The 18,080-nt window shown below is 35.8% G+C and carries 20 protein-coding genes; 13 read left to right on the forward strand and 7 right to left on the reverse strand.

What is annotated here, in order from left to right; translation table 11 throughout:
* The first annotated feature begins 95 nt into the window (after window positions 1-95).
* Both BCR25_RS11390 and BCR25_RS11395 read left to right on the forward strand, forming a co-directional pair.
* Complete coding sequence (locus BCR25_RS11390; RefSeq protein ID WP_069663724.1) at window positions 96-2,438, forward strand: Ig-like domain-containing protein; 2,343 nt, start codon at window positions 96-98, stop codon at window positions 2,436-2,438.
* Window positions 2,439-3,275: 837 nt separating this feature from the next.
* Window positions 3,276-5,144 carry an acyltransferase family protein gene (locus BCR25_RS11395; protein WP_069663725.1) on the forward strand — a complete coding sequence of 623 codons (1,869 nt, stop codon included), beginning with the start codon at window positions 3,276-3,278 and terminating at the stop codon, window positions 5,142-5,144.
* Window positions 5,145-5,319: 175 nt separating this feature from the next.
* Here BCR25_RS11395 and BCR25_RS11400 read toward each other — a convergent pair whose 3' ends face one another.
* Both BCR25_RS11400 and BCR25_RS11405 read right to left on the reverse strand, forming a co-directional pair.
* Complete coding sequence (locus BCR25_RS11400; protein ID WP_069663726.1) at window positions 5,320-5,841, reverse strand: GNAT family N-acetyltransferase; 522 nt, start codon at window positions 5,839-5,841, stop codon at window positions 5,320-5,322.
* A 49-nt stretch (window positions 5,842-5,890) separates the two neighbouring features.
* On the reverse strand, window positions 5,891-6,709 hold the full coding sequence (locus BCR25_RS11405; protein ID WP_069663727.1) for an NUDIX domain-containing protein: 819 nt from the start codon (window positions 6,707-6,709) through the stop codon (window positions 5,891-5,893).
* Between the two features lie 198 nt (window positions 6,710-6,907).
* Here BCR25_RS11405 and BCR25_RS11410 point away from each other — a divergent pair, with 198 nt between their 5' ends.
* The 3 genes from BCR25_RS11410 to BCR25_RS11420 all read left to right on the forward strand — a co-directional run bounded on the left by BCR25_RS11410 (window position 6,908) and on the right by BCR25_RS11420 (window position 8,760).
* Window positions 6,908-7,783: a helix-turn-helix domain-containing protein gene (locus BCR25_RS11410; RefSeq protein WP_069663728.1), complete on the forward strand. Its 876-nt coding sequence runs from the start codon at window positions 6,908-6,910 to the stop codon at window positions 7,781-7,783.
* A gap of 111 nt (window positions 7,784-7,894) precedes the next feature.
* Window positions 7,895-8,446, forward strand: coding sequence for a biotin transporter BioY (locus BCR25_RS11415; RefSeq protein ID WP_069663729.1), 552 nt, complete (start codon window positions 7,895-7,897; stop codon window positions 8,444-8,446).
* Window positions 8,443-8,760 (forward strand): CHY zinc finger protein, encoded by a 318-nt coding sequence (locus BCR25_RS11420; RefSeq protein ID WP_069663730.1) that lies wholly within the window; start codon window positions 8,443-8,445, stop codon window positions 8,758-8,760. The genes BCR25_RS11415 and BCR25_RS11420 overlap by 4 nt, the downstream gene beginning before the upstream one ends.
* A gap of 433 nt (window positions 8,761-9,193) precedes the next feature.
* Here BCR25_RS11420 and BCR25_RS11425 read toward each other — a convergent pair whose 3' ends face one another.
* Together BCR25_RS11425 and BCR25_RS11430 are read right to left on the reverse strand one after the other, a co-directional pair.
* Window positions 9,194-10,381: a toxic anion resistance protein gene (locus BCR25_RS11425; RefSeq protein ID WP_069663731.1), complete on the reverse strand. Its 1,188-nt coding sequence runs from the start codon at window positions 10,379-10,381 to the stop codon at window positions 9,194-9,196.
* Window positions 10,382-10,433: 52 nt separating this feature from the next.
* Window positions 10,434-11,099 (reverse strand): 5-bromo-4-chloroindolyl phosphate hydrolysis family protein, encoded by a 666-nt coding sequence (locus BCR25_RS11430; RefSeq protein ID WP_069663732.1) that lies wholly within the window; start codon window positions 11,097-11,099, stop codon window positions 10,434-10,436.
* Between the two features lie 283 nt (window positions 11,100-11,382).
* Between BCR25_RS11430 and BCR25_RS11435 the strand changes: the two genes are divergently transcribed.
* The 7 genes from BCR25_RS11435 (at window position 11,383) to BCR25_RS20835 (ending at window position 15,780) form a co-directional block, all read left to right on the forward strand.
* On the forward strand, window positions 11,383-12,063 hold the full coding sequence (locus BCR25_RS11435) for a hypothetical protein (RefSeq protein ID WP_245792148.1): 681 nt from the start codon (window positions 11,383-11,385) through the stop codon (window positions 12,061-12,063).
* A 313-nt stretch (window positions 12,064-12,376) separates the two neighbouring features.
* Window positions 12,377-12,949 (forward strand): NUDIX domain-containing protein, encoded by a 573-nt coding sequence (locus tag BCR25_RS11440; RefSeq protein ID WP_069663734.1) that lies wholly within the window; start codon window positions 12,377-12,379, stop codon window positions 12,947-12,949.
* Entirely contained in the window at window positions 12,946-13,242 is a 297-nt protein-coding gene (gene macP / locus BCR25_RS11445) for a cell wall synthase accessory phosphoprotein MacP (protein WP_069663735.1), read from the forward strand. Before BCR25_RS11440 ends, macP begins: the two co-directional genes overlap by 4 nt.
* 15 nt (window positions 13,243-13,257) lie before the next feature.
* Complete coding sequence (locus BCR25_RS11450; RefSeq protein WP_069663736.1) at window positions 13,258-13,950, forward strand: 5'-methylthioadenosine/adenosylhomocysteine nucleosidase; 693 nt, start codon at window positions 13,258-13,260, stop codon at window positions 13,948-13,950.
* A gap of 15 nt (window positions 13,951-13,965) precedes the next feature.
* Window positions 13,966-14,514 (forward strand): cysteine hydrolase family protein, encoded by a 549-nt coding sequence (locus tag BCR25_RS11455; RefSeq protein ID WP_069663737.1) that lies wholly within the window; start codon window positions 13,966-13,968, stop codon window positions 14,512-14,514.
* 149 nt (window positions 14,515-14,663) lie between these two features.
* On the forward strand, window positions 14,664-15,203 hold the full coding sequence (locus tag BCR25_RS20830; protein WP_245792138.1) for a low temperature requirement protein A: 540 nt from the start codon (window positions 14,664-14,666) through the stop codon (window positions 15,201-15,203).
* A gap of 37 nt (window positions 15,204-15,240) precedes the next feature.
* Window positions 15,241-15,780 (forward strand): low temperature requirement protein A, encoded by a 540-nt coding sequence (locus tag BCR25_RS20835; RefSeq protein WP_282956786.1) that lies wholly within the window; start codon window positions 15,241-15,243, stop codon window positions 15,778-15,780.
* A gap of 25 nt (window positions 15,781-15,805) precedes the next feature.
* Here BCR25_RS20835 and BCR25_RS11465 read toward each other — a convergent pair whose 3' ends face one another.
* Genes BCR25_RS11465 through BCR25_RS11475 form a run of 3 tightly spaced genes read right to left on the reverse strand, consistent with a single transcriptional unit; the run spans window position 15,806 to window position 17,240 of the window.
* Window positions 15,806-16,069, reverse strand: a complete 264-nt coding sequence (locus BCR25_RS11465) for a GIY-YIG nuclease family protein (RefSeq protein ID WP_069663738.1) — start codon at window positions 16,067-16,069, stop codon at window positions 15,806-15,808.
* Window positions 16,059-16,793, reverse strand: coding sequence for a tRNA1(Val) (adenine(37)-N6)-methyltransferase (locus tag BCR25_RS11470; protein WP_069663739.1), 735 nt, complete (start codon window positions 16,791-16,793; stop codon window positions 16,059-16,061). The genes BCR25_RS11465 and BCR25_RS11470 overlap by 11 nt, the downstream gene beginning before the upstream one ends.
* A 30-nt stretch (window positions 16,794-16,823) precedes the next feature.
* Window positions 16,824-17,240 carry a GNAT family N-acetyltransferase gene (locus tag BCR25_RS11475; RefSeq protein ID WP_069663740.1) on the reverse strand — a complete coding sequence of 139 codons (417 nt, stop codon included), beginning with the start codon at window positions 17,238-17,240 and terminating at the stop codon, window positions 16,824-16,826.
* Window positions 17,241-17,452: 212 nt separating this feature from the next.
* On the opposite strand from BCR25_RS11475, the gene BCR25_RS11480 reads away from it, so the two are divergent.
* The gene (locus BCR25_RS11480; protein ID WP_069663741.1) at window positions 17,453-18,073 is read left to right on the forward strand and encodes a lysophospholipid acyltransferase family protein; all 621 of its coding nucleotides are present in this window, start codon (window positions 17,453-17,455) and stop codon (window positions 18,071-18,073) included.
* The last annotated feature ends 7 nt before the right edge of the window (window positions 18,074-18,080 follow it).

The raw sequence follows: 18,080 nt of genomic DNA on the forward strand, positions 1-18,080 counted from the left end.
TATCCAAATGTGACTAGAAAACCGTTCAAAATAAGAGTGTAATGCTTCTTTTATTTATTTTATTATTATATATAGGAAAATAAAAGGAGATAAAAATGAAAAAAAACTACAAAAATTTTATTTTGTTCACAGTAACAGTAATCGGACTTGCTGGGATTGTTCAATTAACTAAAAATAGTACGCAGCAACCAATCAAAGCAGAGCCTTTACCGAAAAAAAACAACTTGATTTTAACAGATAAGTGGAATCCGGCCTATTCAGAACGTATCTATAGTTCTAGTAATACAATCATTGGTCCTGATACTTTGAAAATTACGAACAATGAATTCTTGCCGACAGGTACTAGTAAATCAATTAATGGTTGGGGAACGGGTGTACGATCGGACACCGGAGGTTTATTTTTTTATAGTACGGTGGGTGATGCTAACTTTCCTGGAACGAGTGTTGTAAAAGCAAGGCAGATTGGCGCAACGCAAAAAGTAGATTTGGTTACTGGTAGATATTATCAATATAGTTTTCAAGGGAACTTCGTTTATAGTAGTGGTGGTTGGGTACACTTTTATACAGATCAGTTAGGACTATGGGGAAGTTATTATCCCGAAAGAAATGTTAATTTTAATATTAGCAAAAATTTTAAATCCAAAGCAGATTCAATGACTGTTTTTTTTAGTTTGGGGTTAGACAATGTTGCTTATAAACCTGCAACGGGTAGATATGAAAATATTCAGCTAATTGATATTACAGGTGATGTGTTAGATCTTATAAGTGAAGTAGATGAGCTTTTTACTGATGCTTCGAGAACGCAGCTTAAATACAGCACAACACAACAAAAGATTGATGCGTTGAAAAAAGATTTTTCAGCTTATAAGAGTGCACTAGATAAATCAGATTATGATAGAGTAAATTCTGGATTGACACTGGCGCAAACTTTGTTGGATAAAATTAAAATGAATTTATCTATCGTTCCTTTAGAAAATAATCCTGATAATGAACCCAGTTATATTATTAGTGGGAAAACGGATCCATATACATTTTTATCTCTAGTAAGTGATAACCGCTCATTTCCAGCAGGCACGCTTTCATCTGAGGTAGAGGGAGATCAAAAAAAATACCTTCTTCAAGCCGATAAAAATGGAAACTTTAACTATCAACTACCTAAGGGAAGCTATTTTAAAACCGGAGAAGTTGTGACGATCGTAAGTATGCTGAACGGTAAAACAGCGCAATTTAAATTCACTGTAAAAGACACGGTACCACCAAACCAACCGACACTGGATAAGCTAAAAGATGTAAGTACTACTTTTTCCGGTAGCGCTGAAAAGGATTCAACAGTCAAGGTCTACGAGGAATCGTCTAAAAATGTAGTGTTTTCTGGTCGAACGGATACGCAGGGACGTTATACAATAACGATTCCAGAAGCAAAAAGAACCTTGAAACCATATACAAATTATTATGTTACAGCTACAGATCAGGCGGGAAATGTTAGTGAAGCTTCCGCTAAGCAAATGGTGGCAGATACGCTGCCGCCTACTGCGGAACCTGTAAAACAAATCTTGAATCTTGGGTCGACATTACCTGAAGTGAACAAGTTGATAACGAAGATTTCTGATAATGCTGGTGTTAATGATGTAACGATTCAGTTGACTAAAGAGCCGGATATCTCTAACGTAGGCTATGTAAGTGCTGAAGTCACTTTGACAGATAAGGCAAACAATAAAACCGTTTTAGCGGTTCCCATCGTTATTAAAGATAATCAAACAGTTATTGACGAAAATTATCTGGTGAATGCTCAAGATTTCACTGTTCCAGCTTCAGCTTATCCAGATACAAATGCAGAAAAACGAGCATTTTTAATTAAACACAGTAAATTAAAGGCTTGGGATCTCACAACTGGGAAAGATGCGATTGATCAGGTAAGAATCAATGTACCAACGCTTCAGAAAAAACCAGGAACCTATACAATCGGCATGCTTCTTGGAAATTTAAGAAAAGATGTAACGGTGACATTCACAAATGGAGAACTAGCATTTGATCAATTACCGAATGAACTATCTTTTGGTACGCAGACGATCCGAGCTAAAAAACAGGTCATTAAACCAGAAGAAACAGTAAAAATTTCTGTAAATGATTCACGTTTTTCAACAAGCAATTGGCGTTTAACGACTCAATTAGATCGACCAATCAGTACAGATGAAGGGGATAAACTTGGAGGAGAACTCATTTTTCAAGAGAAAGACTCAGATGGGAAATGGATCGAGAAAGTCATCAATGAGCAAAGTACAACAGAGGTATACACTAATTCTAGTGCTGAACTTGGAAATACGACAATTGATTTTTTAGAAGATAAAAAAATTACTTTAGCCGTTTTTCCAGGAAGCATCTATTCAAATAGATATTATAGTACCAAAATAATCTGGACACTTGAAGTAGGTCCATGACCAACAACTCAATGAAAGCTATGTTATTGGATAGTAGACTATCGAAAGAGCGAGTCTATTGTCCAATTTTTTTCTTTGAAAATGAATAGTAGCTAAAGAGTGATAGTCTTTCAATCGTAGTGATTAGCCTTAAAAATAAAGCAAGGCAAAGATCGTATACTACGAGTCATATCTTCACTTTTTAAAATCCAAAGAAGTAGTAGTATAAAAGTAACTCCTTCGAAAATAAAGGACAAGGAAAAAGGTGACATCAGAATAGTTAGTTCTAATGGAAAAAAAGTTGAACCAAACTAGCTTGAAGAAGAATGGTTTACACCAACCTCCGTTCAATTTTTAGTATCTTTCATTCGGTATAAATTTGTTAAAGACAGTGCTTATATCTTAAAGCATTAAACGTCTATAAAAGTTTCAGGTAATGTTTTTTTATTTTATTTTATCTTAAAAAAGTAGCACGTTATTTTTCATCAATATCAAAAAATATGAAACTAAAATAAATTGGAAATTGAAACTATTTTTCAGAAAGTATCTTGATAAACGAGTCAATTTTTCTTTACAAAAATAAATATCTAAAAATTAGTTAAAAAAGCGCAAAATTGGAGAGAGAGTCCTTGCCATTTATTGAGAAAGCACGTATATTTAACTTACTACATTAAATCAGTCAAAAACATCGACTGTCAATGAGCATGAGCCAGATAGAAAATTTTTTTCACTTCATTCGATCTCCTTTTGGATCAAACACGACTTATATTTTCTATCATTCGTCCGTTTTAAAATCATGTCTCTTTGTTAAAATTACTCGAAATACCAAAATAGAATATTAGTAAAGTTGGAATATAAATGAATATTAATAAAAGGTTAGAAAATCGCCGTTATATTACCGGATTTGATGGGATTCGGACAATAGCGGTTATCGGCGTGATTCTTTATCACTTGTTCCCAAATATAATGCATGGGGGCTATTTGGGTGTCCCTATTTTTTTTGCTGTTTCAGGCTATTTGATTACCGACTTGCTGAGGCAGGAGTGGCTTCAAAATGAAACAATCGATGTAAAGGGGTTTTATATTCGGCGTATGAAACGACTTTACCCGGGGCTACTCACGATGTTGGTATTATCATCAGCTTACATTGTCTTTTTTCAAAAAGACTTACTAAATAATTTACGCAGCGTTTTTGCCAGCAGCGTTTTGTACTATAACAACTGGTGGCAGATTTTTAAAGGCTTTTCTTATTTTGATCGTTTTGCAACACAGTCACCGTTCACTCATATTTGGTCGCTTGCAGTTGAAGCACAGAATTATCTGGTTTGGCCGTTGTTATTTATTGCATTAAAGAAATACGTAAAACACAGCGGGAAAATATTTGGATTGATCATGGGTACCGCTATTATTTCTGGACTATTGATGGCATTTTTATACACGCCAGGAGCAGATCCTACAAGGGTTTATTATGGTACAGATACACGATTGTTTTCTATTTTACTTGGCAGTGGCTTGGCGTTCGTTTGGCCAACCTATCGTTTGAAAGAAGAAGTTCCAGCGAAGGCAAGGAATCTATTAAATGGCGTAGGGATTGCTTCGTTGATTGTACTCTTGCTCTCATTTTTATTTTTGGCAGATCGCTTTTCCTTTGTCTATTATGGTGGTATGTTCATCGTTAGTATTTTTGCAACAATCTTAGTTGCTGTGACAGCTCATCCTGGAGCAGATATGAACCGCTGGCTGACTAATCCAGTATTTACTTGGATCGGTAAAAGGAGTTACGGTATTTATCTTTATCAATTTCCTGTTATGATTTTTTATGAAGCAAAGATCACAAACTTAAGCGATCATGTTTTGCTGCATTCAATCATAGAGCTTGCGTTGATTCTGGGGATTAGTGAACTTTCTTATAGGTATATAGAAAAGCCGCTGGGCAAATTTTATTACCAGTATACTTGGTTTGCAATCAAAGATTTTTTCAAAAAGCCTTGGGTTACAACGGCTAAAATCACAGCAGTATTTTGCACGATTGTTTCTGTTTTTGCTGTATATGCTTTAGCGATTGCGCCGTCTAATGAAGTGACTGCTGATCAACAGCAATTACAAAAGACGATTGAAGAAAATAAAAAGAAAGCAGAAGAGCGAAAAGAAGCAGAAAAAGCCAAGAATGAAGGAAAGACAGCTGACTCTACAGAACAATCAACAGCACCGCCAGAAATAAATGTTGATTTAAACGCTGAAGAGCTCAAAAAGGCGAAGACGATGGAAATCACTGCCTTTGGTGATTCAGTGATATTAGATGCTGCTGCTGGCTTACAAGATATTTTTCCGAAATTAATTGTTGACGGTGAAGTGGGAAGACAATTATACGAAAGTGCGCCAGCTATTCAAAAATTGGATAAAGATAAATTGTTAAAAGAAAATGTTTTAGTTGGGCTTGGGACGAATGGCTCTTTTACTGAGGCGCAGTTTGATGAATTTATGGCAGCGATTGGTTCCAAAAGAAATGTTTATTGGATCAATGTTCGCGTTCCTACACGTAGATGGCAGAATGAGGTCAATACGATGCTGGAAAATATGAAAAAGAAATACAAGAATTTAACTGTGATCGATTGGTACGGTTATAGTAACGCTCACGATGAGTGGTTTTATGAAGATCGTGTCCATCCCAATGTTGATGGACAAGTGAAATATTCAAGTTTCATTGCAAAAGAAATCATGAAATAACCGCATAATGAAGGGTGGGTCGGAATTGCTTCTGCTCCCATCGTTTATTCGGATTTAGAGCCCAAAACAAAACTGATTTTCAGTTTTATTTTGGGCTCTTTTTTGTTTGTTCAAGTTTTGTGAATCTTAAAGAAGGTGAATCACGCAAGAAAAAAAGGAATTATTTCCTTTTCTCTTAGGTCAAAACTAATTGATACGCTAAACGTTCACCATCCGGTATAGGTAGTAGTAAATCCCCTCGATAGGAAAAGCCAGCTTTTTTTATTAGTCGCTGCATTCGTACATTTTTAGGATGAGTATCGATTCGAATATCGAGGTGACCGTTCAATCGAGCAGCGGTAATCAAAAAATTCATTAATGTCAAAGCGGTTCCTTTTCCTTGGTAAATAGGGTTAAGAGCAACGCGATGAATGACGGCATAAGAATCAGTCAAATGCTGCCAGTGCCCATTTTTGATGTTTTCATATGGCGGTTCTTGGTCAGTCGAGATCACGCCCAGACCTGCAACCTTTTGGTCAATGATCAATACATAACATTGACTGAGAGCTATATCATGTGTTAATTGTTCTTCATTAGGTCCTTCACCCTTTTGCCATTGAGGGATTTGCTGTTCTGCCAGCAACTGTCTGGCACTGCTAATGATCTGCAGAAGCTCAGGTAAATCATCGTGTTGTGCATATCTTAAATAAATCGTCATTTATTTAGCCTTTCTCTAGTAAAATTATTAGGATTGAGTATAAGAATTTTCAGGTTTTATCAGGTTTTAATTGATAAATTTTCGATGGTCGGCCAATTCCTACCGGTCGTTCGCCAATTTCTTCAAAATGATGGAGCATCGCCTTTTTGAAGTTGGAATGATCGATCGTTTTATAATCGACGCCGGAGAATTTTGCAAAAACTTTGCGTGCCTCGGTAATTGTAAAATCTTTTCCTAATACTTGAAGTACTTGAGGATCATGCTCCATTTTATTTGCTACTCGGTTGAAGGCCTTTAAAATAATTTCACTATGGTCAAACGCAAGAGTATCTTTTCCTGTTGAAGCACCTGTTTTTAAATCTAAAATGATTTCTACACTGCCGTTCGTTAAGGAAAGAATATCGTCTTTGCGTTCCATGGTAAACCAGCGAACTTCTTTGGCATCATCACCAGCGATCAAAGGTTCTTCTCCAATAAAAGCCAAATAGCTTACAGTAACGACCCAGCCGCGTGGATCACGATTCGGTGTACTGAAACTATGAAGCTGCTCAATATTATCTTTAGAGATAACAACGCCGGTTTCTTCTGTGGTCTCACGTAAAACACTTTCCCCAGTAGACTCGTTTCGATTCACAAAGCCTCCAGGTAACGCCCATGAATTTCTATAAGGATGACCTTTTCTTTTAATCAGTAATATCTTTAATTGATCTTCTTCTTTGTTATAGCACATTAAAACAATATCTACAGTCAGAGAAGGTTTTTCATATTCAGGAAGTTCTTGTTGTTGATACCAATTTAAGAATTCAGCTTCACTGGCTTGTTGTTCATAATAGTGTTTTTCTTCTTCCTTTGAATTAAATTGCACCAAATTGTTCATCCCCTCTACATTAGATAAAAGTACTTTTTACTTTATTGTATCATTATCAACAAGAAAAACAACTAAAGTCTAGTGATTTCAAAAGAAATAGTTAGGATAAATGAATAGGTGAAATGAAACATAGAAAATAATGCGTATTATTTTCTAGAACGACAAAAAATGGTATTAAAATGTAAAGGGGCGAATAAAGTGCGTCATCAACAACAGGTTAAAAAAGATATTGACTCTCTTAAGATCACGAAAATAAAAGAAACCGGTTTTCACTTTAATAAGACATTAAAAATTCTATTTGTTCTGTTTGGTCGGGTAGAGCTGATTACATTGGATCAGTACGTGGTGCTAAACATTGGAGATGTGTATGTTTTGAATGAAAATGAGCTGGTGAGTTTTTTATCAAGTGGCTCTAACAGCGTATTGATTGCACAGTCACCGCCGAATACTAAGGGGAAAGATTGTTACCGTTTCAAGCAAATACACCCTTTATCAGTAGTCGACAAAAAGGCGCATGAAGAAGTCGTCAAAGGTCTGGTTCTTCCAAAAAATCATCAGTCGTTAGTAGCCATAATGTTAAGACATCAAATTTTATTTAGTGAAAAATCCTTGTCGAAAAAGACAACAGAATGCAGTAAGTGTGAGGATGTTTTAGATTATATTAACAAACATTATACAACCGATATTTCTTTAAAGCATTTAGCGGAACATTTTATCACAGATAAATACATCATTTCCCATAAGTTTAGAAAGTATTTTGGGTTTTCTATTTATCATTATCTAAAAGAGGTTCGCTTGTTTCATAGTGCTTGTCAGCTGAAATCCAGTACTGATAAAATCATGGACGTTGCTTTAGATAATGGTTTTCCCAGCTTGAGAGCTTTTAACCAGTCTTTTAAAGAAAAGTTTGGACTGCCGCCATTGACCTTCCGCAAAAAAGATAAAATGAATCAAGTTATGGATGAACAAGAAGATCCAGTACTATTTTTTCAGATCGAGCAACTCACTGCAGGTATAATCGATCAGCATTTGTTAGAAAAGATAAAAGAACAACCATACGATTTGTTCGGCTAGTTAAAGTGATTATCTCGAAGATGGTTAACCTTATTTTTGTAAAGGTTGACAAAAGAGGCGGTTGATAGTATTTTAAATATACAACTACCACTTAATGTTTGGAGAGAAGTTATGAAAACGAGAGATATTACGCAAATTGCAATTATGATCAGTATTATTATTGTATTAGGATTTTTTCCGCCAATCCCGATTACTCTTTTACCTGTTCCAATCGTTATTCAAAATGCTGGGTTTATGTTGAGCGGTTTGCTTTTAGGTAAAAAAAATGGGACGATCGCAACATTGCTATTTTTGGTCCTTGCGGCGATAGGTTTCCCAATTTTAGCTGGCGGGCGAGGAGGTTTAACAGTATTTTTGGGTATCACAGCAGGTTATCTTTTTGCCTATCCTTTTGCGACGTTCTTGATTGGCTGGTTAAATGAAAAATTCAATCCAAACAACCAAAACTTAATATATGGATTTGTGATTACCTTTCTTTTTGGTGCTTTACTAATTGATTTTTTTGGAGCTGTAGGTGTGAGTCTCCTTTCAGATCTTTCACTTTCAAAGAGTTTACTAGCAAGCGTCACTTTTATACCTGGAGATACGATCAAAGCGTTTCTAACGGTTTTTATTGCTAAGAGAATCGCAAGTGCTGTTTTCAAGAGAAGTGAACATAGATGAAAGATATCGCTGGATGTATTATTGATCAACAAGGCAGATGCACGCATTATCATTCTGAATATGATGTTGTTGCTAATAAATGCTACAAGTGTCTAACGTATTATGCTTGCTATCGTTGTCATGATGAAAAAGAAACTCATTTATTTGCTCCATGGCCTGTCACAAGTGATAAAGAAGCCAAAGTAATTCTTTGCGGTACATGCCAGTATGAAATGAACTACGAGCAATACAAAAAGGAAGGACTATGCCCGAATTGTAAACAAAGGTTTAATCCTAAATGTGTTAACCATGAAAGTATCTATTTTAAAAAATAAGTAGAAAATCATGAAAACAATAAGGAACTCAAACTTGACACAATCGGATTGAGAGTTTTCGTGCATCGATTGGTTTAAATCATTATGAGTGAATGTGCGCATATTCGAGCTAGTTGTGTCATTATTAAGTTTTACATTTATTTCTTTTTTTGAAATTCTTTCACCGTATTTGGTTCGATAACGGTCTTTGAGGTGATCAAAGTATTTTTAGGGATGTCTTCTACCATTTATTTAGTCTCCAAGATGAGGGAGACAGATGTGTTTTACCTCATTTTTCGAATGAGTAGTTGAACAACCGAAACATAAGGAAAAACTACTTGAAATCGAAGGAATGTATTACGTTCCTGATTTTATGCCATATGTCGAACATAAATTATTTTTAGGGTAAAAAACACCATTAAGCATCTGTAACAGATACCTAATGGTGTTTTTTTTATTGTGTCAATTCTAATAATTTTGTTTTTAAATCTTCTTCCATATGACCTAATTCAATTTCAGCAGCTCGGCGTTTTTCTTTTCCTTCTTGCTGAATACGTAGCGTTTCTTGAATCGTTTCGACAAGATCATTTTGAGTTTTTTGAAGTGTTTCGATATCAACAATTCCACGTTCGTTTTCTTTCGCAGTTTCAATTGCTGAAATCTTCAACATCTCAGAATTTTTCTTCAATAGATCATTCGTTGTTTCAGAAACTTGTCGTTGAGCTGTTACAGCATCTTTTTGACGTAATAGAGTCAAGGCAATAACAACTTGGTTTTTCCAAAGCGGAATAGCAGTATTGATAGATGCTTGGATTTTTTCAGCCAGTGCTTGGTTGGTATTTTGGATCAAACGAATCTGTGGTGCTTGTTGGATCGTGATTTGACGTGCTAAACGTAAATCATGTGTTCGTTTGTCTAAACGATCTAAAAATTGAGTATAATCATTAGCGATTTGAACATCCATTTGATCACCGGAATCTTCGGCTTTCTTCATTGCTTCAGGAATAATCGTCGTTTGTAATTCTTCGATCTTTAATTCACCAGCAGCAATATAAATGTTCAATGCATCAAAATAGTCTTTATTTTTGTTATACAGCTGTTCCAGCATTAAGTTATCTTTTAAAAGACCATTTTTTTCTTTTTCTAATTTGATTGCGATTTTGTCGATTTGAGCACCGATCTTTTGATATTTTGCAGTAATTTCAAAAATCGATTGTTTTACTTTACCGAACATCTTTTGGAAAATATTTCCTTCACCAGCACGCAATTCATCAGGATTTGCCTCATTTAAACGGTACATCAAATCAGTTAGCGAATCGCCGACTGGACCAATGTCTTGCGCTTGTACGTGGTTCAACATCGATTGAGAGAATTCTCCTAGTTTTGTTTGCGCTGCAGCGCCGTATGTAATCACGGCTTGTGCATCTTGAACATCGATTTTTGCTGCTAGTTCTCGTGCCTGAACTTGACGTTCCTCCGGCAATTTATCTACTAAACGGGCAGCAACTTGCTGATCCTGTAAAGCAGAAATTTCACTTTGTTGGGTAGCAGTCAATGAATCAACAGGTGTTGAGAACGGATTATTTAATAAATCATCTAAAGTATCATTGACAGGTGTCACATCTTTTGGCTTATCTTCCATACAGTTTCCTCCTCTAAACGTTAAGCGAGCTTACATAGTGCAGTAATTCTTTCTAGTCTGGATCTTCACTATGTTCATTATCTCTTTTCAAGCTGTTTTTAGCAACGGAAATCTCAATATCTAAGTCTTCTAAATCATCAGCTACAAATTGTTCGTAGTCTTTTTTGATTAATTTAGAGACTTGGTCGATGATTTGCGCACTTTCTTCTAGTTTTTCATAAGTCTGCTTGTTTTTGATTTCGTGATCATCGATTTCTAAATATTTGCCAGTTAGATCCACTAAGTTAGGCAGGTGAGTATAAAGAAAATGATTTGCCAAATGTAGTTTCTTTGGCTCTTTGACCAATTCTTTAAACAAGGCTTTTGAAACACGCAATGTATCATTCCGTAAATCGATCGCTCTTAGTTTAGTAGAAGCGTTCATATTTTCCTGCAGCTTTACGATTTGATTTTTTGTTGTATTCATAGTGTCACGGAAAAAATTGATTTCCTGATCTGTCATACCAAGTTTTGAGTAATGTTCTTCTTTAGCTTTTGTTAAGCTAGGAAGCTGTTCTTCGTTTTTGCCGTTCTTTTTCTTAGGTCCAGTGAAAAGCAGTACGAGCAGTATCACCAAAGCAACAATCACAAAAGGAAAATGTATGCCGGTAATAAAACGTAGAACTAAACCAGCTAAAATTAAGTAGGCGATTATTTTAATAAGTTTTCTTTTTCCCATTCTAGTTCCCTCCAATCATTTATTCCATCGAAAGTAATTATCCTCCGCTATATAAGTTATTTTAGCACATTCTACTAGATAAAGAATATCAGTCCAAAGAAGGATTTTAATATTTAGAAAAAATGTAAGAAATGACAAGCGAAATTGACGATTTTTACTACTTAAGTTGTAGATGGCTAATTTTTGTTCACAAAAAAGTCAAAAGAAATCTGAGAAAAAAACCAAAACGTAAGGTATAATGGTAGATAATGATTTGAGTTAAAGGAGAAGCATTTTGAAAAATATGAAAGTTATTCCTATTTTCCTCTTAGGTCTTCTCATCGTCGGCTGTACGGGTCGAAAAGCAGAAGTAGAGGAAATAGAAGATGCCTATAGAGATCAATCGAGTTCAAGTGTGGAAGAATCTATTTCTTTCGAGGGCGATGAAGTTTTCTACGAGCCGCGGGATTCATCTGACACAAGTGAGTCAGTAGACGAACAACAGCCGGCAACTGAAACAACAACTGAATCAAGCGATGAAAGCAAAGGCAAAGTTGAGGTCATAAAAACCAACAATGGCGATTTTAAATTAGAGCTTCCGTCCGGCTGGCAAACAGTCGATACAAAAGAATTAAGTGATAACGCTGATATTAGTGTTAAAAACTCGAATAATGAAACTTATTATATGGTACTAAGCGAAGCGAAAAAAGACTTTAAAGATTTTAATGCATTTAAAAATTCTGTTGATATTTCCGATTTAGGTGATAGATCAAATGAAAAAAAAGAATCGATCAAATACAATAGTATGAAAGGCGAACGCCGGAAGTTTACCGCAAAAAAAGATGAGGTAGATGTGTATTATATTTATGATTTGATGGAAAGTGAAGACCATTATCTACAATGTATCAGTTGGACTTTGGATAGTAAAAAAGACGTTAATGAAGCCGATATGATCAAGCTGATGAAATCATTAACAGAACTGTAAAATTGAATTTGCTTCAAATCGTAGTATTCTTTACTATCATTTATCTAGATTTCACGTGAGTGGGATATGACTCGAAGAGTTATATCCCACTCATTTTTTTATGAGAAGATGAAAAAAATGAAAAAGTATTTTGTTCAGCGTATTTATTGGTATAATTGATTTATGAAATGAAAGAAGTTAATTTATTATTAATAAATCGCACGAATGATGTAGAAATCAGTAATTAGTGGTGAGAAAGCATTCACAAAAAGAGCGATAAGTGATAAAATTTCAAAATTAAGGTATGATATCGATAGAAAGATTGGTGAACAGTATGATGAATTTTGAAGAATTTGAAGAAAAAACGATTTCCAGAAAAGAGATTTTTAAAGGTCATATTATTGATGTTGTTGTGGATGATGTGCAGCTGCCTGACGGAGGTACAAGTACACGAGAATTAGTTTTTCATCCAGGTGCAGTAGCAGTGATTCCGATCACAGCAGACAACAAGTTGATCATGGTCAAACAATTTCGTAAGCCTCTGGAAAAAGTTACATTAGAAATTCCTGCTGGAAAGATCGATCCTGGTGAACAGAATAATCCTAAGGAAACAGCAGAGAGAGAATTGGAAGAAGAAACTGGTTATCGAGCAAATAAGTTTTCATTTGTTGCATCGATGTATGTTTCTCCTGGTTTTGCTAATGAACTTCTTCATATTTATTTTGCTGAAGACCTAGAAAAAGTTCCGAATCCTCGTCCTTTAGATGACGATGAAGTGATAGAATTATATACATTAACATTAGCTGAGGCAAAAGCCGAGATCGCCAGCGGATTGATTTGTGATGCAAAAACGATTTTTGCTGTGCAATACTGGGAATTGCAGCAACTAAAGGAGGAGAAACAATGAGTAAAGGTCCGCTGGTCACTCGGACAGAATTACGGAGACGAAAGGAAGAGGCTGAAAAAGAAGCGCAAAAACAGCTTGAACAGCAGCAAAAAGCAGCAGATAAAGAGTACCGTAAAAAAGAAAAAGAAATCTCCAATTTTTATCGAAAAGAACATAAAAAGCAAAAAGAAATCACCAAAAGCCGTTCGAATGAGCAAACGAAAATTCGTGAACGCAGCAGTACATTGACAAAAGCGATCATTGTAGTGGCAATTTTATTGGCTATCGTAATATTCATTGTATTGAATTTATAGAAAAGAGGAAACAGCATGAAAATTGGAATCATCGGAGCAATGGATCAAGAAGTAAAAATTTTAAAAGAAAAATTATCGGACACTAGATCTTGGGAGCGGGCTGGGGCACTGTTTGTTTCGGGTTCTTTAGGTCGTCATGAAGTAATCGTTGTACGTTCTGGGATTGGAAAAGTCCTATCGGCAGTAACAACAACCTTACTGATTCATCAATATGGAGTAAATATGGTAATTAATACAGGATCAGCAGGCGGGATCGGCAGCGGACTAAAAGTTGGCGATGTTGTTATTTCCGATAAGCTAGCGTATTTCGATGTTGACGTAACAGGATTCGGCTATGCTCCAGGACAATTACCAGGGATGCCTTTATATTACGAGTGCAGTGAATACTTAAAATTAGAAATGAAAAAAGCAGCGGAAAACACTGGTATGTCTGTTCAGCACGGCTTGATCGTGACTGGCGATTCCTTTGTCAATGATAAAGAAAAAGTTCAAAAAATCCTTCATGATTTTCCAGAAGCATTAGCTTGTGAGATGGAAGGCGCATCAATTGCTCAGGCTGCGGCACAATTTAATATTCCTTTTCTAGTTGTTCGAGCAATCAGTGATACTGCTGATCACGAAGCTTCACAAACCTTTGATGAGTTTATCGAAGAAGCTGGCGAAAAATCAGCTCAGATGGTCATCCATTTTGTAGAGCATCTTGTTTAAGTAGGAGGGATAAGGATGAAAGCACTAATTTCGATTGATTATACTAATGATTTTGTAGCTGACGATGGAGCATTAACAACTGGTGCAGCAGGACAGGCAATTGAAAAGGCGCTGGTAAAATTGACAAAAACATTTACAGAAAATAATGACTTTGTTGTTTATGCCATTGATCGTCATGAAAAAGAAGATCCGTATCATCCTGAAAATAAGCTTTTTCCTCCTCACAATCTGAAAGACACAACAGGACGGAATTTGTATGGAGAGCTTGCGGATGTTTATGAAAAAAGTCAGGATCAAGCGAATGTTTATTGGATCGATAAACGTCATTATTCAGCGTTTAGCGGTACAGACCTTGATATTCGTTTACGAGAACGAGGGATTACAGAACTTCATTTATCCGGCGTATGTACAGACATTTGTGTTTTACATACAGCGGTAGATGCGTATAATTTAGGGTATCAAATTTTTATTCATAAACAAGCAGTAGCAAGTTTTGATCCTGTAGGACATGAATGGGCGTTGTCTCATTTTAAGCATTCCTTAGGGGCAGAGATTGTTGAATAAATGAGCAGTAATGGTTAAGAAGCAGTGGCAACTCTGTTCCTTAACCGTTTTTTTTGAGTAAAAAGGTTACTATTTTTGTATTAATCACTGAATCAAGATTATAATAAAAAAGAACAAAAGAACGTATCAATCAGAATGGAAGTGATCAAATGCAGGTACTAAGAAAAGAAGTTACTGAATTTGAATTGTTTTATGATTTGATATTTGCTTATGCAATCAGCAGAATTGCATCTATTCTATTTGTCGGCGCAGATCACAGGTTGTCTTTCAAAAGCCTCGGAGAATTTTTGATGTTAACGCTTGTATTTTGGACGATTTGGACGTATCAGACGGTTTTTGCTAATCGTTTTTCGATTAAAAATAAAATTAGTGCGTTGTTTCTATTTTTTGATATGTTTTGGGTTATTGTTTTGACGCAAGCAATCAGCAGTGATTTTGAGAAAACACATTTTACCTTTGCAGGAGCAACTTCTATTTTATTCTTTAGCATTGCTTTGCAGTATTATCTGAAAATGAAAAATACGGACAATGAAATGATCAAAAAATTATGTATTCAGCTAGCGACAGTGCTTGTTGTGAGCGGTGTGATTGGATTTATCTCGATTATTCCTTTTGGGAACTACATGATTCGTTTTTCGGTATACGCTGTTTCGATTTTGATTACTGCTTTTTTCCCCGATTATAACTAAAAAGACGTTGCTTGAGTTTCCAACTAATTTTGAGCATTTGACAGAACGTTATAGCCTGTTTACCTTATTATTGTTTGGTGAAGCAGTGATCGCAGTTGCTGGTACGATTTTATTTGATGATATTCGGATTAGTAGTGTACTGTTCTTTTTATTGATAGTTGTACTGTTCCTCTTTTATCATACAATTTACAAATCAGGGATCGATCATCAAAAGACAACGGCAGGGCTGATATTGATTCATTCCCATTACTTTGTTTTTGCAGGACTGGAACTGTCGATCGTTTTGTATGAAAATTATATTAACGACAGACTTCAACCGTTGTTTTTCATTTTGTGTTTGGCACTTAGCCTGATTTGTTTCTTAGGTGGGACACTGATCAATATGATCATTTACACAAAAAAAGAACATAATTATCTGCCTTTTATCAGTAAAAATGTTCTTTATTTTGTAGGCTGGATCGTAATCGCTTTGCTTTTACAAGATTTCATTGCACCATTTCTACTTGTGAATATCGCTTTCTTGTTGTTCCTGCTGTATAAGGTTAAGCAAGAGCTGAAAATCTTAACTGAAAAATAAAAAACATCCTTGATCGAAGTATGGGTCAAGGATGTTTTTTGCTTAAATATAAGATCTTTTGTTTGCGAGTCAATTTTTTAAAAGCATATTCAGCTTTTGTCGCTTCACTGCGGCTGGCAAATTTTTCGATATGGATCATTTCAGCCGGCAAGCGAGAGGGAAGGCGTGTATATTTTGCTCCAGTCCCGTTATTGTGTTCTTTTAAGCGCCTTGCTGGATCAGTCGTATAGCCGCCATAGTAAGTATCGTCTTTGCAATGAAGAACATAGAAATAATGATTAGTTTCCATAAAGCATCGCCTTCATTTCTGGTGAATAGTTGCTTTGATCGTCATAAGTAAACAATGGTGAGAGGACACGAAAGCCATCTTTTTTCCCTTGCTTGATTCCTTCGATTAATAATGTATTTGCTTCTTTTCCAACTTTCGGATAAACAAATCGAATCCGTTTAGGCGCAATGTCAGCTGCTTCCATTGCGTGTAAAATATCCAAAAAGCGATCCGGTCGGTGAACCATCGCCAAACGTCCGTTTGTTTTTAATAGCTTGGAAGAAACGTTAATGACCTCTGACAAGGACGTATGGATTTCGTGGCGAGCGATCGCTAAATGAGGATTGGGATTTTTTTGACTTGTCGGCAGTTCTTTAAAGTAAGGTGGGTTGCATAGCACAAGGTCAACCGAATCTGGCTTGACCGCTGTTGTTGCTAGTTTTAGATCTAATTCGATCATATTCATTTGTTCTTCCAACTGATTGAGCTGAATACTACGCTGGCCCATATCAGCTAGTCGGGGCTGTAATTCAATTTGTACGATCTTGGCAGAGGTTTGACGGCTGGCAAATAAGCCAACAGCACCATTACCTGCACATAAATCGAGAATTAGACCTTTTTTAGGTAGTTTAGGAAAATTTGCTAGTAAAACAGCATCGATCGAAAAAGAAAAAACCTCTTTACTTTGAATGATTTGTATATCATTTGCAAAGAGTTGATCGATTCGTTCGCCGGGTAATAACATGTAGGAATCATTCCTTTTAATTTAATATATTTATATTCGTTTAACCAAATAATACTTTGAAGTCCCTTTAAACGGAACATCTTCTAGTTTTCCAAAAGTACGATAACCAAATTGTTCGTAAAAGGTTTTGGCTTGATAATCTTGTGTATGAATCGTAATCACAGATGAACCTTCTTCGGCAGCAAATGCTTCTGCTTTTTTCAGTAACTGTGTTCCAAGACCTTGTCCACGATAAGGCTTGTTGAGGGCTAGCAAGGAAATATGGGTCGTATTCATCCACTTGTTTGCTGTGATTCCGCCGATGTAGGTATCGTTCTCATAGAGCGCTAAAGAAAAATCAACATTATCTTCAGTAGGTTTCTGTTTTTCTTCTAGTTGATTTTCAGAAAGTAGGTTGATGAGTTTGTCTTCATTTTCACTACGATCCATTTTTTTGAATTTAAGCATTTGAATGCCTCCAGTTTTCTTAGATTATATAGTAATTATAATGAAATAGAAAGAACATCTGCGGATTATAGAAATAAGAGGCTCTTTTATGGAATCTACAATATCCTTGTATTATACTACGATTAAGATTAGTAGGAAACTACAGAAAAAGACTTGTCAAAAGCGATTGTTTTCGGCATACTTATAGCTAGTGAAAAGAAAGGAAGAATACTATGTTTTTTACATTCATGCGCGGTGTTGTGCGGGTTGTATTATTTATTATCAACGGCAATGCACACTATGAAAAAAAAGACCGCATTCCTCAAAATGAAAATTATATTTTAGTCGCACCTCATAGAACCTGGTGGGAGCCGCTTTATTTAGCTGTCGGCGGATCACCTAAAAAATTCAGCTTTATGGCTAAAAAAGAACTATTTAAAAATCCTGTATTGAGCTTTATTTTAAAACATGCGAATGCGTTTCCGGTCGATCGTGACAAACCTGGACCAAGTGCAATCAAGACTCCAGTAAAAAGTTTAAAAAGTACTGATTTGAGTTTAGTTATGTTTCCAAGCGGAACACGTCACTCTTCTGAATTAAAAGGTGGCGTGGCATTGATTGCCAAAATGGCGAAAGTCAAAATCGTTCCGGCTGTTTATCAAGGGCCTTTAACGTTGAAAGATTTATTCAAACGTCGTCGTGTAACGGTGCGTTTTGGTGAGCCGATCGATGTTAGCGACATTTCTAAAATGGATAAAGAAGGCATTGCTGAAGTCGAACGAAGAATGCAAACAGCTTTTGATGGATTGGATAAAGAAATCGATCCGAGCTTCAAATACGAAGTGAAAGAATAAAAGAACC

It is taken from the genome of Enterococcus termitis (assembly GCF_001730305.1).
GTDB lineage: Bacteria > Bacillota > Bacilli > Lactobacillales > Enterococcaceae > Enterococcus_L > Enterococcus_L termitis.